This window comes from Variovorax sp. SPNA7, from assembly GCF_033807855.1.
GTDB lineage: Bacteria > Pseudomonadota > Gammaproteobacteria > Burkholderiales > Burkholderiaceae_C > Variovorax > Variovorax beijingensis.
The window spans coordinates 363073-376359 of record NZ_CP138514.1; the positions used below are offsets into that span (position 1 = coordinate 363073).

At 66.8% G+C, this 13287-nt stretch carries 14 protein-coding genes; 8 read left to right on the forward strand and 6 right to left on the reverse strand.

Translation table 11 applies throughout. The annotated features are described in order from the left end of the window. Positions 1-16: 16 nt before the first annotated feature. Complete coding sequence (locus tag RZE77_RS29460; protein ID WP_319443242.1) at positions 17-574, reverse strand: flavin reductase family protein; 558 nt, start codon at positions 572-574, stop codon at positions 17-19. Positions 575-588: 14 nt separating this feature from the next. Next, positions 589-1854: an acyl-CoA dehydrogenase family protein gene (locus RZE77_RS29465; RefSeq protein ID WP_319443243.1), complete on the reverse strand. Its 1266-nt coding sequence runs from the start codon at positions 1852-1854 to the stop codon at positions 589-591. 134 nt (positions 1855-1988) lie between these two features. On the opposite strand from RZE77_RS29465, the gene RZE77_RS29470 reads away from it, so the two are divergent. Together RZE77_RS29470 and RZE77_RS29475 are read left to right on the forward strand one after the other, a co-directional pair. Continuing rightward, the gene (locus tag RZE77_RS29470; RefSeq protein ID WP_319443244.1) at positions 1989-2525 is read left to right on the forward strand and encodes a MarR family winged helix-turn-helix transcriptional regulator; all 537 of its coding nucleotides are present in this window, start codon (positions 1989-1991) and stop codon (positions 2523-2525) included. A 24-nt stretch (positions 2526-2549) separates the two neighbouring features. Continuing rightward, the gene (locus tag RZE77_RS29475; RefSeq protein WP_319443245.1) at positions 2550-3503 is read left to right on the forward strand and encodes a LysR family transcriptional regulator; all 954 of its coding nucleotides are present in this window, start codon (positions 2550-2552) and stop codon (positions 3501-3503) included. On the opposite strand, the gene RZE77_RS29480 is transcribed toward RZE77_RS29475, so the two are convergent. From RZE77_RS29480 to RZE77_RS29490, 3 genes are read right to left on the reverse strand one after another with little or no spacing between them, the layout of a single operon-like run. Further along, a complete protein-coding gene (locus tag RZE77_RS29480; RefSeq protein WP_319443246.1) occupies positions 3504-4565 on the reverse strand; it encodes a maleylacetate reductase in 1062 nt (353 codons plus the stop codon). Positions 4566-4569: 4 nt separating this feature from the next. Beyond that, entirely contained in the window at positions 4570-5439 is an 870-nt protein-coding gene (locus RZE77_RS29485) for an intradiol ring-cleavage dioxygenase (protein WP_319443247.1), read from the reverse strand. Positions 5440-5473: 34 nt separating this feature from the next. After that, positions 5474-6451, reverse strand: coding sequence for an amidohydrolase family protein (locus RZE77_RS29490; protein WP_012748726.1), 978 nt, complete (start codon positions 6449-6451; stop codon positions 5474-5476). A 254-nt stretch (positions 6452-6705) separates the two neighbouring features. Here RZE77_RS29490 and RZE77_RS29495 point away from each other — a divergent pair, with 254 nt between their 5' ends. Next, positions 6706-8082 carry an MFS transporter gene (locus RZE77_RS29495; protein WP_319443248.1) on the forward strand — a complete coding sequence of 459 codons (1377 nt, stop codon included), beginning with the start codon at positions 6706-6708 and terminating at the stop codon, positions 8080-8082. Positions 8083-8106: 24 nt separating this feature from the next. Here the strand turns inward: RZE77_RS29495 and RZE77_RS29500 are convergent, their stop codons facing one another. Continuing rightward, entirely contained in the window at positions 8107-8382 is a 276-nt protein-coding gene (locus tag RZE77_RS29500) for a hypothetical protein (protein WP_319443249.1), read from the reverse strand. Positions 8383-8539: 157 nt separating this feature from the next. On the opposite strand from RZE77_RS29500, the gene RZE77_RS29505 reads away from it, so the two are divergent. The 5 genes from RZE77_RS29505 (at position 8540) to RZE77_RS29525 (ending at position 13270) form a co-directional block, all read left to right on the forward strand. After that, a complete protein-coding gene (locus tag RZE77_RS29505) occupies positions 8540-9457 on the forward strand; it encodes a LysR family transcriptional regulator (RefSeq protein ID WP_319443250.1) in 918 nt (305 codons plus the stop codon). A gap of 127 nt (positions 9458-9584) precedes the next feature. Continuing rightward, positions 9585-9977, forward strand: coding sequence for a cupin domain-containing protein (locus RZE77_RS29510; RefSeq protein ID WP_319443251.1), 393 nt, complete (start codon positions 9585-9587; stop codon positions 9975-9977). A 46-nt stretch (positions 9978-10023) separates the two neighbouring features. Continuing rightward, on the forward strand, positions 10024-11097 hold the full coding sequence (locus tag RZE77_RS29515) for a TRAP transporter substrate-binding protein (protein ID WP_319443252.1): 1074 nt from the start codon (positions 10024-10026) through the stop codon (positions 11095-11097). Between the two features lie 155 nt (positions 11098-11252). Next, a complete protein-coding gene (locus tag RZE77_RS29520) occupies positions 11253-11873 on the forward strand; it encodes a TRAP transporter small permease subunit (RefSeq protein WP_319443253.1) in 621 nt (206 codons plus the stop codon). Next, the gene (locus RZE77_RS29525; protein WP_319443254.1) at positions 11870-13270 is read left to right on the forward strand and encodes a TRAP transporter large permease; all 1401 of its coding nucleotides are present in this window, start codon (positions 11870-11872) and stop codon (positions 13268-13270) included. The genes RZE77_RS29520 and RZE77_RS29525 overlap by 4 nt, the downstream gene beginning before the upstream one ends. The last annotated feature ends 17 nt before the right edge of the window (positions 13271-13287 follow it).

The window sequence follows — 13287 nt, forward strand, 5'->3', positions numbered from 1 at the left end:
GAGCGCACCGGCGCCATCAACCGCCGCCGCCCTGCGGCCGCGTCAGGGTCTCGGCAAGCTCCCACAGCGAGCCCATCTGCCCTGAATGAAAAAGCAGGGGCGGCGCATCGGTCCGCGAGAAGCGCTCCACGCGGCCGAGGATGATGGTGTGATCGCCTTCCTGGTGGCGCGAGTAGGTCGAGCATTCGAAGGTCGCGACGCTGTCGACCAGCCTCGCGCAGCCATTGGACCCGACCTCGAAGGCCTCGGCGAAGCGCTCGAACTTGTCGGCCGCCGGCTTGGCGAAATGCCAGGCCAGGTCGCGCTGCTCGGCGGTCAGCACGCTGAGGTTGAACGGCCGCGTTGCCAAAAATGCATCGGCGCTGCGCGTGTCGTCGCGGATGCTCCACAGGATCAGCGGCGGGTCGAGCGACACCGAAGCGAAGGAGTTGATCGTCATGCCTTCGCGCTTGCCGTCCGGCGTGGTGGTGGTCACGAGGCACACCCCCGTGGGAAAGGCGCCGAGCGCCTGCCGCAATTGGCGCGCATCGACCGTCTCGGCCGCGTCGCCCGTGATGAGAGCCCAGGAGTACATGGCCGGTGCCTCGGTCAGTACTGGCCCTTCGGCTCCAGGCCGAGCAGGTATTGGCCCACCATCGAGGAGACCGCGTCCCAGTTGAGGCTGATGTGGCGCGAGATGGCGTTCGTGTCGCGCCACATGCGCTGGATCGGCTGGTTCAGTGACAGGCCCGCGCCTCCGACGCTCGCGAACACCGCCTCGACGGCATCGCGCGAGAGCCGCGCGGCAAAGGCATGGTCGCGCCGGTTGCGGATCCGCTGCTCGATGCTGATGACGTGGCCGTCCATGGCCATCTGCTCCACCTGCGCCGTGTCGCGGTAGAGCAGCAGCCGCGCCGCATCGACGCTCGCCGAGGCTTCGGCCAGGCGCGACTGCACGGGAAAGAATTCGCTGAGCCGGCTGCCGCCGCCGGCCACGGCCCCCCGGGTGACGCGCGTGCCGGCCAGTTCGATCAACTCGTCGACCGCGCCTTGCGCGGTGCCGACGATCGGCGACACCAGGCAGACCGGCACCGCCGACAGAAAGGGAATGCGGTAGATCGGATTCGCGTTGACTTTGGCGCCCGGCGGATTGTTGGAGGAGGCCTCCGCGAACGTCAGCTTGCGGTGCCCCGGAATGAACACCGGCTTGTCAATGACGATCGCCTTGGACCCGGTGCCTGCCTGGCCGGCCACGTGCCAGTTGTCCTCGATGGCCCAGTCCGGGCGCGGCGCGAGCAAAAAGCCGGCTGTCGGCGGAGCGCCCTTTTCTTCAGGCGGAAACTGCACGCCCAGCAGGGCCCACTGGGAGTTGTCCACGTTCGAGGCAAAGAGCCACTTGCCTTGCACCCGATAGCCGCCGTCGACCTTCTCGGCCATGGTCGCGGGCGCATACGAGCCGCAGACGATCGCGCGCGGGTCCTTGCGCCAGACGTCGTCCTGCGCCTCTTCCGGAAAGATCGCGACCAGCCACTGGTGAATGGCACCGAGCGAACAGCCCCACGACGACGAGGTGCAGCCCCGCGCCAGTTCGCTGACCACGTCGATGAACGCGGTGAACCCGTATTCGTAGCCGCCGTAGCGCGCGGGCTGCATCAGCCTGAAGAAGCCCGCGTCGTGGAACGCCTGCGTGGTGGCCTCGGAAACGCGGCGGTCCTGTTCGGTCTGCTGTGCCCGCTCGCGGAGCGTCGGCACCAGATTGCTTGCAGATGCAGCTATTGTTTCGATGGAGGGCGCGTCCTTCACGGGCGACTTTCGACCCGGTGCGGGGAGGTCCACGCGGTCTAGTTGGGCAAAGGGGTTGGCGGCTTCAGTCATGGCGGTCTCCGGATGGTGGATGGGAACTCGACGGGGCAAGGCCTCGATTGAAGCGCATGAAACTTGCAAATGCAATTAATAAATGCCTGGGGTTTACGCTATATCGATGTCGGCATTCGCCTGTAGCATTCGGCATGGCCATCAGAAAACAACCCGCAGCGAAGCCTCCACAGGCGCGCAAGGCTCGCACCGAGGCACCCTCCAAATTGAATGCAAGTGCAGACAAATCGACGGATCACGACCTGGAGCGGGCCATTCCGTATCTGCTTGCCCGCGCAGGCATGCGCATGGGGCAGTCGTTCAGCAAGGAACTCAGGCAGTTCAAGCTCTCGCTGACCGAGTGGCGGGTGTGCGTGGCGCTGCACCACAAGGCGCATCAGCGGCTCTCCGACCTGGCGCTGCACACGTCGACTGACGCTTCCACGCTCTCGCGCGTGGTCGACGGCCTGCTGCAGCGCGGCGTGCTGGTGCGCGACCGGTCGGACGAGGATGCGCGCGCGCTCGCGCTGAGCCTGACCGAGGCGGGCCGCGATCTCACGCTGCGGATCATTCCGCTGGCCCAGGTGTATGAACGCGTCTCGCTGGCCGGCTTGACCACTGTGCAAGCCGAATCGCTTCGGGACATGCTCCGGATGGTCTACGACAACCTGGCAGTGCTGGACAACGAATGACCGTTCGGTGAAGGAGGCGGCGCCATGAACATCAACTCCATCGACCTGAATCTTTTCCTGGTGTTCCAGGCGATCTACGCCACGCGCAGCGTCACGCTCGCGGGCGACCGCCTCGGCATGACGCAGTCCGCAGTCAGCAATGCTCTCAAGCGCATGCGCGAACGCTTCAACGACGCGCTGTTCGTGCGCTCGGCCGACGGGATGGTGCCCACGCCCGTCGCCGAGCGGCTCATCGCTCCCATCGAGGAAGGCATCGCCTGCCTGGTGCAGGCGGTCGACCAGGGACGGACCTTCGAGCCCGAGACCTCGAGCCGCACGTTCCGGATTGCCGTCAACGACATCGGGCAACTGGTCATGGTGCCGGAGCTGCTCTCGGTCGCGCGCGGCATTGCGCCGGGGGTTCGTTTCGAAACCGTGGATGTCTCCGTGGCCGAGGCCCGGCAGCGCATGCTCCACGGGCAGATCGACGTCGCCCTGGGCAGCTGGGAAGCGATGGGGCCATCGTTCTACCAGCAGCGGCTGTTCGACGAGACCTTCGTCGTGCTGATGTCGAAGGCGTCGCCGCTGGGCACGCGCGAGCGCATCGAGCTCGACGACTACCTCTCGGCCGAGCACATCGCCTACCGGCCGCAGGGCACCACCGACTTGCAGCTTCAGCAAACCCTGGAGAGGGCCGGCGCGCTCGACCGGCGACGGGTCGTTCTTACCGCGGCCCATTCGCTCGGCCTGACGTCGATCGTCGCCACGTCGGGGCTGCTGCTGACCGCGCCGGCACGCCTTGCCAAGGCCATGGTGGCGTCACGCGCAGACCTGCACAGCGTCGAAGCGCCGTTCGAGGTCAGGCCCTTCGAGATCCGCCAGCAGTGGCACGAGCGCTTTCACCAGGACAGCGGCAACCGCTGGCTGCGCGAACTGATCTTCGGGCTCTTCCATGAGCGGTCGAGCCGGGAGCCTGCACCGCAGGCGCGAGCCACCTGATCAGGCTCGCGGCGGCGCACCCTCCCATGCGCGGTCGAGCAGGGTGCGCAGCGCCGCCTTCTCGAGCGGCCGCGGATTCGGATATTGATTCGAGACGGCCAGATCGGCTGCATGCTCAAGACCGGCGGCCGGCATGCCGATCGCCTTCAGCGACACGGCGGCGCCGTGCGTTCTTGCGAGTTCGAAGAACCCCATGGCCGCGTCCGCGACGCCCAGGGCTTTTGCGATGCGCGCCATGGCTTGCGGCGCCGCGCTCGCGTTGTACGCAAGCGCATGCGGAAGGACCACGGTGTGCACCTGCGCATGCGGCAGGTCGAAGGTGCCGCCCAGCGTGTGGCACAGCTTGTGGTGCAGGCCCATCGACACGGCACCGAGCACCGTGCCGCACAGCCAGGCGCCGTAGAGGGCCTGGCTGCGGGCGGGCAGGTCGCGCAGGTCATCCCGCAGCGGCTGCAGCGCCGCCGCGCAAGCGCGGATGCCTTCTTCGGCCATCAACGAGATCACCGGGTTGCCGTCGTAAGCGTACAGGCCTTCGGCCGCGTGCGCCATGGCGTTGATCGCGCTCGTGACCGTCAGGTCCAGGGGCAGCGACAGCGTGAGCCTGGGGTCGTAGATCACCACGCGCGGAAGCACGCGCGCGTCGCGCCCGGTCTTCTTCAGGCCCGCTTCCGTGATGCCGTAGATGGGCGTCGCTTCGCTGCCCGCGTAGGTCGTCGGCACCGCGATGATCGGCAGCCCGGACTCCAGCGCAATCGCCTTGCCGAGCCCGATGGTGGAGCCACCGCCGACCGCCAGCGCGCAATCCGCCTTCAGCTCCGAAGCCAGTGCGCGTGCCTTGCGCGCGGTCTCGATCGGCACGTGCATGGCCGCTTCGTCGAAGATCCCTGCGACACGGCCGGGCAGGCGGTCGGCAATGGCTTGCGCCTGCTCGCGCTGGTTGGGGGTGCACAGGACGAGGGCGCGCGTGGCACCCAGGCGCTCGATTTCCGCCGGCAGCTGGTCGATGCTGTCCGCACCGAAGACGATGCGCGAAGGGCTTGCGGTGTAGACGAAGCGCTCCATGCCTCTAGTCCCTGGATGCGTTGTTCAACACGAAGTCGTAGTCGAGCGTGTAGAAGGGCACCTTCATGTGCGTTCCGTCCGGCGCCACGCCGGGCTCGTGGCGCTTCCAGTCGGCGATGAGGGAGGAGCGCACGCCGAACACGGCGTCCGAGCCCAAGTAGCTGCCGCCCGAGCGGAACACGTGGGTGATGAGCGTCTCGTAGCCCGGCGCCTTGATCATGAAGTGCAGGTGCGCGGGACGCCACGGGTGGCGGCCGAGCTGCTCCAGCATCTGGCCGACCGGGCCGTCGTGGGGAATGGCGTAGGGCACGGCCACGATGGACCTGAAGTGGTAGCGCCCGGCCTCGAGGCTCTTCAGGTGGCCGCGTCCCTGCGCATGGTCCAGCTCGGGACGCTGCACGTCGTACCAGCCTTCATCGTCGGACTGCCACACGTCGATGCTCGCATGGCCGATCGGCTCGCCGCCGATGCCCCGGATGGTGCCGGCGACGAAGCAGGGCTCGCCGCTCGCGCCATTGGAAATGTCATCGCCGTTCTCGTATTCCGGTGCATCGGGCACGTAGAAGGGGCCGAACACCGTCGCCTCGGTGCATCCCGTGGGGCGCCGGTTGCACTGCGCGGTGACCAGCGTCGAAAGCCCCAGCACGTCGGACAGCAGGATGAACTCCTGGCGCTTGTCGTCCGTGATCTTTCCGACCCGCGTGAGAAAGTCGATGCCGCAGGCCCACTCGGCCTCGGTGAGCTGCACCTCGCGCGCAAAGTCGTGAAGATGCCGCACCAGGCTGTCCATCACGGCCTTCAGGCGCGGGCTGGGCGTTGCGGCTTGCGCCTTCAGGGCTGCGCTGGTGATGGTCCATTCGTCGATGTCGATCATGGGTGCCTGTGCCTTGTCGATGAGTGCCTCGGGATCAGGCCAGCTTGAACAGCGACATCGCGTTCGTCCGGCCGATCTTCTTGCGGTCGGCCTCGCTGATGCTCGTGTCGTTGAACCAGTTCGAGGCATGGTCGATGTTCTCGAACGGCCAGTCGGTCGAGAACAGGATGCGGTCCGATCCAACCTCCAGCATCGCATCGATCAGCGTCTGGGTGCGGAAGTTTCCGGAGGTCGTGAGATAGAAGTTTTCCTGGAAGTACTCGCAGAGCTTGCGCTTGGCCGGATAGCCCTTGGGCGCCTTGACCCAGGCGTTGCGGTGGTCGACGCGCCACATGTTGTAGGGCAGGCCCTCGCCCAGGTGGCCGAGGATGATCTTGAGGCCCGGATGGCGATCGAAGAGGCCGCTTGCCATGAGCCGCAGCGCATGAACCGCGGTCTCCTGCGCAAAGGCCCAGGTGGGGCCGAGCAGCCAGGGGTGGCCTTCGTAGATCTGCGCCCAGCTCGCGATGGGGTTGCGCGGATGCAGGTAGAACGGCGCATCGAGCCGCTCCGCCGCGGCCCAGAAGGGCGCGTACTGCGGCGCGTCGTAGTAGGCGACGTTGTCCGGCGTGCCCACCTGCGAGAAGCCGTTGACCAGCGCGCCGCGAAAGCCGAGCACGCTCATGCAGCGCTCGAGTTCCTGCGTGGCCTTCTCGGGGTCCTGCATCGGCAGGGCGGCAAAGGCTTGGAAGCGGTCGGGCCTCTTCGCCACCTGCTCTGCGAGAAAGTCGTTGGCGCGCACCGCGAGCTCGTACGCTTTCACCGGATCGGCCACCGCCTGAACGGCTGGCGCATTGAGCGAGAGGATCATCATCTCCATGCCGTGTTCATCCATCTGGCGCAGGCGCCCGTCGTGGATGTCGAGAAGGCGGCTGCTGAGCTCCTTCCAATAGACGCCGGGCACGAAGCCCGCCGAATCCTGCAGCGTCTGTGGAATTGCGAAATGTTCTTCGAGACCGATCTTTCCTTGCATGCCTATCTCCTGTGTGCGGGCGGATGGGCCAATCTATGAGCGGCGGCAGGCACGGTCCAACAAAAAACGGTGATAGCGCGCATTCGAAGATCGCATGGAGCCGCAACCCATGGGTAGACCCGCCCCACCATTTACAGGCTGCATAGAGGACATCCGGAAAATGCGTTGGACCCTCGAAACCGGCACGCCCATGATCGCAGCCACTGCCAGCCAAGCCTGGCCGCGATCTTTGCCATTCGAAGGAGACAAGAGCCATGCGCCAAATCGATCTTCACAAGCTGGCCGACGATGCCCGCTTCAACCGCTTCCACGGCCTCGTGCTGTTCTGGTGCGCGCTGATCATCGTGTTCGACGGCTACGACCTGGCGGTCGTGGGCATCGCGCTGCCTTCGATCATGAAAAAGATGGGCGTCGACGCCACCAATGCCGGCTTCATGGTCAGCTCCGCGCTTTTCGGAATGATGTTCGGCGCGATCTTCATGGGGACCATTGCCGACCGGATCGGCCGCCGCTGGGCGATCGCCATCTGCGTGGGCCTTTTCAGCGTGTTCACTGCAGCGGCGGGGCTGGCCGAGAGCCCGATCACATTCAGCGCGATGCGCTTTCTTGCCGGGCTCGGCATCGGTGGCGTGATGCCGAACGTCGTGGCGCAGATGACCGAGTACTCGCCGAAGAAGATCCGCGCCACCCTCGTCACGCTGATGTTCAGCGGCTATGCGGTCGGAGGAATGATCGCGGCGATTCTCGGCAAGGGGCTCATCGAAAGCTACGGCTGGCAATCGGTGTTCTTTGCCGCCGGCCTGCCGATCGTGCTGATTCCGCTCATCCTCAAGTCGGTTCCGGAATCGATGCCGTTCCTGCTGGCCCGGGGCCGCACCGAAGAGCTGAAGAAGATCGCCTCGCGGCTCGACCCGAGCTACACGCCGCAGGCGACCGACCGCTTCGCCGTGCCGGCCAAGGACCGGGCCGACAGCGCGCCGATCAAGCACCTCTTCTTCGATGGCCGCGGCTTCAGCACCGTGATGTTCTGGATCGCGTTCTTCATGTGCCTGTTCATGGTCTTCGCGCTGAGCTCATGGCTGACCAAGCTCATGGCGAGCGCGGGCTACAGCCTGGGTTCGGCCTTGACATTCGTCCTGGTGCTGAACGCGGGTGCGATGGTCGGCGCCATCGCGGGTGGCTGGCTCGCCGACCGGTTCCACATCAAGTACGTGCTCGCGGGGATGTATGCGCTGGCCGCGGTGTCGCTCACGCTGCTGGGCTACAAGATGCCCACGCCGGTGCTGTTCGTCCTGATCGGGCTGGCCGGCGCATCGACGATCGGCACGCAGATCGTGGCCAACGCCTACGCCGGCCAGTACTACCCGATGGCCGTGCGCGCCACCGGCCTCGGCTGGGCATTGGGCGTGGGCCGCAGCGGCGCGATCCTGGCGCCGATCCTGATCGGCGTGCTGGTCGGCATGAACCTTCCGCTGCACCAGAACTTCATTGCCATCGCCATTCCGGCGGTCATCGGCATGGTCGCGGTGCTGCTCATCCAGCACGACCGCTCGGCGTCGGTGCTGAGGGCGGAGGCCGGTCCTGCGCTGGGCAAGGTTGCGGCGGGCGTCTCAGGAACGGCCGGGAGTTGACCGGGCAGCGCAGGCCGCCCGCGCCTATCTGTTCGGATCGGCTTCCGCAAGCGGGCGCGTCAACGCCGCCGCCGTGTCCAGCAGGACGACGGCGCGGTCCGGGTCGTGGCCCATGTAGGGGCTGACCAGCAGTTGGCCGATCAGCCGGTCGAAACCGTACCTCACCTTCGCCGGCTCGGGGTGCGCCGCATACATGGCGCGCAGCATCGACACCACCGCACTGACCTGCGTTCCCAGGACCTCCATGGCGCCCAGGCGGCCGCTCGCCTCGAAGACTGCTTGTGGATCTGTGGTGGTCATGCGGGGCTCCCGTCTCGGTGTTGAAGCGCCAGAACGTAAAAAGAGGCCTAATGGATTACATTCGGATCTGAAATACCCAAAACTGGTGACATTTAGGCCCGGCAGTGTGAAATATGTCACGCCCGGCGCAGCCGGCAACTCCTCATAGACTCGTCCGATGAACGTGCGTTTTCTCGAAGCTTTCGTCTGGGTCGCCAAGCTGGGCAGCTTCAAGGCGGCCGCCGAGAAGATGCACACCACGCAGGCCGGCATCTCCAGCCGCATCGCCACGCTGGAAGAGCAGTTCGGCGTGCGCCTGTTCGACCGCGAGCACCGCGGCGTCATGCTCACCTACCAGGGCACCGAGCTCATGCCGCATGCCGAACGCATGATCGAGATGCAGGCGCGCATGGTTGCGGCCATGGGCCAGGCCGATGCCTTCTCGGGCATGTTGCGCATCGGCGTGATCGAGACGGTGGCCCACACCTGGCTGCCCGACCTGTTCTCGCGCTTTGCCGAGAAATACCCCAACGCCACGCTGGAGCTGATCTCCGACATCACGCCCAGGCTGCGCGACGACCTGCTGCGCGGCACACTCGACTGCGCCATCCTGTCGGAAGAGATCACGCCGGGCTTCATCGACAACCGGCGCATCGCCAACCTGGCGATGCGCTGGGTCACGAGCCCCGCGCTGGCGCTCAAGTTCCCGTCGCGCAAGCTGCTGTCCTTTGCCGACATCGCCACGCAGCCCATCATCTCGTTCCACCGCGAATCGAGCGTCTACCGCAACATCGCCCAGAACGCGAGCGGCTGCACCAACCTGCGCGTGAGCTACTTCTCGTCGCTGGGCGCGATGATCGACCTGGCGCGCACGGGCTTCGGCACGGCGCTGCTGCCGCTGGCCGTGATCCAGCAGGACCTGCTGCACGGCAAGCTGGTGGTGCTGGACGTCGACCCGGTGCCCATTGCGCTGCCGCTGGTCGCGAGCATGCGGCTGGAGCCCGCATCGCCGCTGGCCGAAGCGCTGGTCGGCATGGCGCAGATATCGTGCGACCAGTTCATCGCCACCTGCCGGGACGACGTGCTCGCGCCCTGATCCGGCCCACGCCGCGCCCGGCGCTGGGGCGCCTTGATGCGCCAGGGCTGTGCATCACGAAATCCTATCGCCGGCCCAAAGAATTTCCCGTTTGACCCTGCAGGGGCGCGCGACAACACTGCGCGCCATGCACAAGCTCATGACCGGAAAAAGACATCGCGAGTTCTTCGCGATCCGCCCCGATGCCGATGACACCGAATGGTCACCGGTGGTTTCCACCGCAGGACGCATCGAGGAACTGCTGCTGGCCGACAACCTCGACACCGCCGCATGCACCGGCTCGCGCACCCGCCTGGCCCGCTGGTCGGCCGGCGCGCTGATCGACCGGCCCGTGGTGCACGACTTCCATGAAGAGGTCTTCATCGTCGAAGGCGAGCTGGTGGTCGGCTGCGACGCGGAAGGCGAGGGCGGCGAAGCCTTCGGCCCCTACACCTTCGCCTGCCGCCCGCCGGGCGCGGTGCACGGCCCCTTCGTGTCGCGCACCGGCTGCGTGCTGTTCGAGATCCAGTACTACGAATGAACACCCGTTCCCAATCCCGCCCTTTTTCTTGTTCCAGGAGTTCCTGATGAAGCGTTCGCTGTTTTCCCTTGCATCCGTCGCCGTGGCCGCCGCGCTGCTGGCCGGCGCCGCCGCCGCCCAGGTGCCGGCCGGCCCGAAGCTCGCCGTGCAGGCCATCACGCAGGTGGCGCCCAACCTGCCGCAGTACACCAAGGTCGACCAGCCGCTGCTGCGCGACGGCATCGCCAAGGCGACCGGCGGGCGCGTGGAAGTCACGCTCTCGTCCTGGCCCGAGCGCAACGTGAACGGCCCCGAAGTCCTGCGCCTGGTGCGCTCGGGCCAGGTCGACATTGCCGCCGCGCCGCTGACCACCGTCTCGGGCGACGTGCCGATGCTCGACGGCGTCGACCTCGCAGGCATGAACGCCGACATCGCCCAGGCCCGCAAGGTGGCCGACGCGATGGTGCCGGTGGCCAACAAGGAACTGCAGCGCCTGGGCATCAAGCTGGTCGCGACCTATCCGTTCTCGGGCCAGATGCTGTTCTGCCGCAAGCCGGTGGCGAGCCTCGCCGACCTCAAGGGCCTGAAGGTGCGCACCAACGGCCCGTCGGCCTCGGACCTGATCAAGTCGCTCGGCGGCCAACCGGTGTCGCTGGCTTTCGGCGAGGTCTACACCGCGCTGGAACGCGGCACGGTCGACTGCGGCATCACCGGTGCCGGCTCGGGCAATGGCGTGAAATGGCCCGAGGTCACGACGCATCTCTACACGCTGCCGCTGTCGTGGTCGACCTCCGGCTACTTCGTGAACCTGGCATGGTGGAACAAGCTCGACCCGGCCATCCGCGCGCAGTTCGAGAAGACGCTGGGCGAGGTGCAGGAAGCGCAGTGGAAGCTGGGCGTGGAAGCCACCAACGACGGCATCGCCTGCAACGTGGGTCGCACCGCCGACTGCAAGCTGCACACGCTGATGAAGAAGCCCATGGTCGAAGCCAAGCCCGAGGCCAGCGTCGGCGCGTCGCTGCAGAAGCACCTGGCCGATGACGTGCTGCCCGGCTGGATCAAGCGCTGCGGCGAGCGCTGCGCGGCGGTCTACGCCGAGGTGATCGCGCCGATCACCGGCATCAAGTACGCCGCGAAATAAGGCTCGCCCCCAGTCTTCGCGCACTTCGTGTCGCTACGCCAACCCCCTACCGGGGGCAACACCAGCGGCCCGGCAAAGCCGGTTCCGCGGTGTTCCTGGCAATGCGACGCAAGCGCTCATGAGGCTGGACGCGTGTGTCCACTGGAGAAATTCGTATGTTCAAGATGCTTGAATGGGTGAGCGCCAAGGCGATGACCGTCGCCGGCTGGTGCTACCTCGTGATCACCCTGCTGATCTGCTTCGACATCGCGGCCCGGCGCCTGCTGGGCTTCTCGACCGAGGCGACGACCGAAGTCACCGGCTACCTGATGGCCATCGGCATGAGCTGGGGCCTGGCGGGCACGCTGTTCGAGCGCGGCCATGTGCGCATCGACGTGCTGGTGCAGAAGATGCCGCTGAAAGTGCGCGTCTGGCTGCACCTGGCGTCGCTCGTCGCGCTCATGGTCGCTTCGGGCTTTTTCGCCTGGGGCGCCTTCTCGCTGGCCAAGGATTCGTGGGACTTCAGCGCCACCGACCTGTCGGCGCTGCACACGCCGTTGGCGCTGCCGCAGGGCCTGTGGGCCGCGGGCCTGGGCCTGCTGTTGCTGGCCGTGGTCGCGCTGGCCGCGCGTGCGGTGCGCCAGCTCGCCACCGGCGACGCCGACGGCATGGACCGCATGCTGATGTCGCGCACCTACATCGACGAAGCCGCCGAGACGCTGGAGGCCGTGGCCGAAGCGCAGCAGGGCATGCAGCAACCCGCCATGCCCACGGCGGCAGCAGGAGCCTCCCGATGATCGCCATCGTCTTCATCGTCGCCATCGGCATCCTGATTGCCGGTGCGTCGCTCTTCGGCGTGCAGGGCCAGGCGGCCGCGGCCGCTTCGGCCAGCGTGCCCTGGTGGGCACTGGCCGCGGTGCTGGTGGCCTTCGTCGGCTTCTTTGCCGGCGGCATCTACGTGGGCGCGGCGCTGGCCGTGCTCTCGCTGCTGGCGGGCTTCGGCCTGTCGGACCGGCCGTTCTGGAACTTCATCGGCGAGATGATCTGGAGCCCTTCGACCAACTTCGTGCTGGTGTCGGTACCGCTCTTCCTGCTGATGGGGGAGGTGATGCTGCGCGCCGGCCTCTCGGAGCGGCTGTACCGCGCGCTCAACATCTGGATGGGCCGGCTGCCTGGCGGGCTGTTGCACACCAACATCATCTCGTGCGGCGTGTTCTCGGCCGTGGCCGGCTCCAGCGTGGCCACCGCCGCGACCATGGGCTCGGTGGCGCTGCCGTATTTCGAGAAGAGCCACTACCCGCCGAAGCTGGTGCTGGGCTCGCTTGCTGCCGGCGGTGCGCTGGGCAACCTGATCCCGCCGGGCATCACCTTCATCATCTACGGGCTGATCACCGAGACCTCGGTGGGCGCGCTGTACCTGGCGGCGGTGGGGCCGAGCATCCTGGTGGTGCTGCTGTTCACCGCGGTCATCCTGTACTACAGCTACAGGCTGAAGCTGCACGGCGACGAGGCCTCCAGGGCCATCGGCTGGAAGCACCGCATCGCGAGCCTGTCGGACCTGGTGCCCACGGCGCTGCTGATCGCGCTGGTGCTGGGCACCATCTACGCCGGCTGGGCCACGCCCACCGAATCGGCCGCGCTGGGCGTGGCGGGCAGCCTGCTGCTGGCGCTGGTGGACCGCAAGCTCAAGTGGAAGATGCTGGCCGAGTCGATGCGCGCCACCGCGCGCACCACCTCGATGATCGCGCTGATCCTGTTCGGCGCGTACTTCCTGAACTACATCCTGTCGTCGCTGGGTATTCCGCAGATGCTCGCGAAGTTCCTGACCGGGCTGCCGTTCCCGGGCTGGGTGATCATGCTGGTGATCATCGGCTTCTACCTGGCGCTGGGCACCTTCATGGAAGGCATGTCGATGGTGATCACCACCATTCCGCTGCTGTTCCCGGTGGTCACGGCGCTCGGCTACGACCCGATCTGGTTCGGCGTGGTGATCACCATGCTGGTCGAGATCGCCATGATCAGCCCGCCCGACGGCACCGTGCTCTATGTGCTGCAGGGCATGCGGCGGCAGCCCGGGCCCATCACCGACGTCTTTGCGGGCGTGCTGCCCTTCATGTTCGTCTACATGCTCGCGATCATCGTGCTGATGGTGTTTCCCGCCATCGCGCTGTGGCTGCCGGCCCATCTCATGTGACCCCCTGTTCCCGGAGC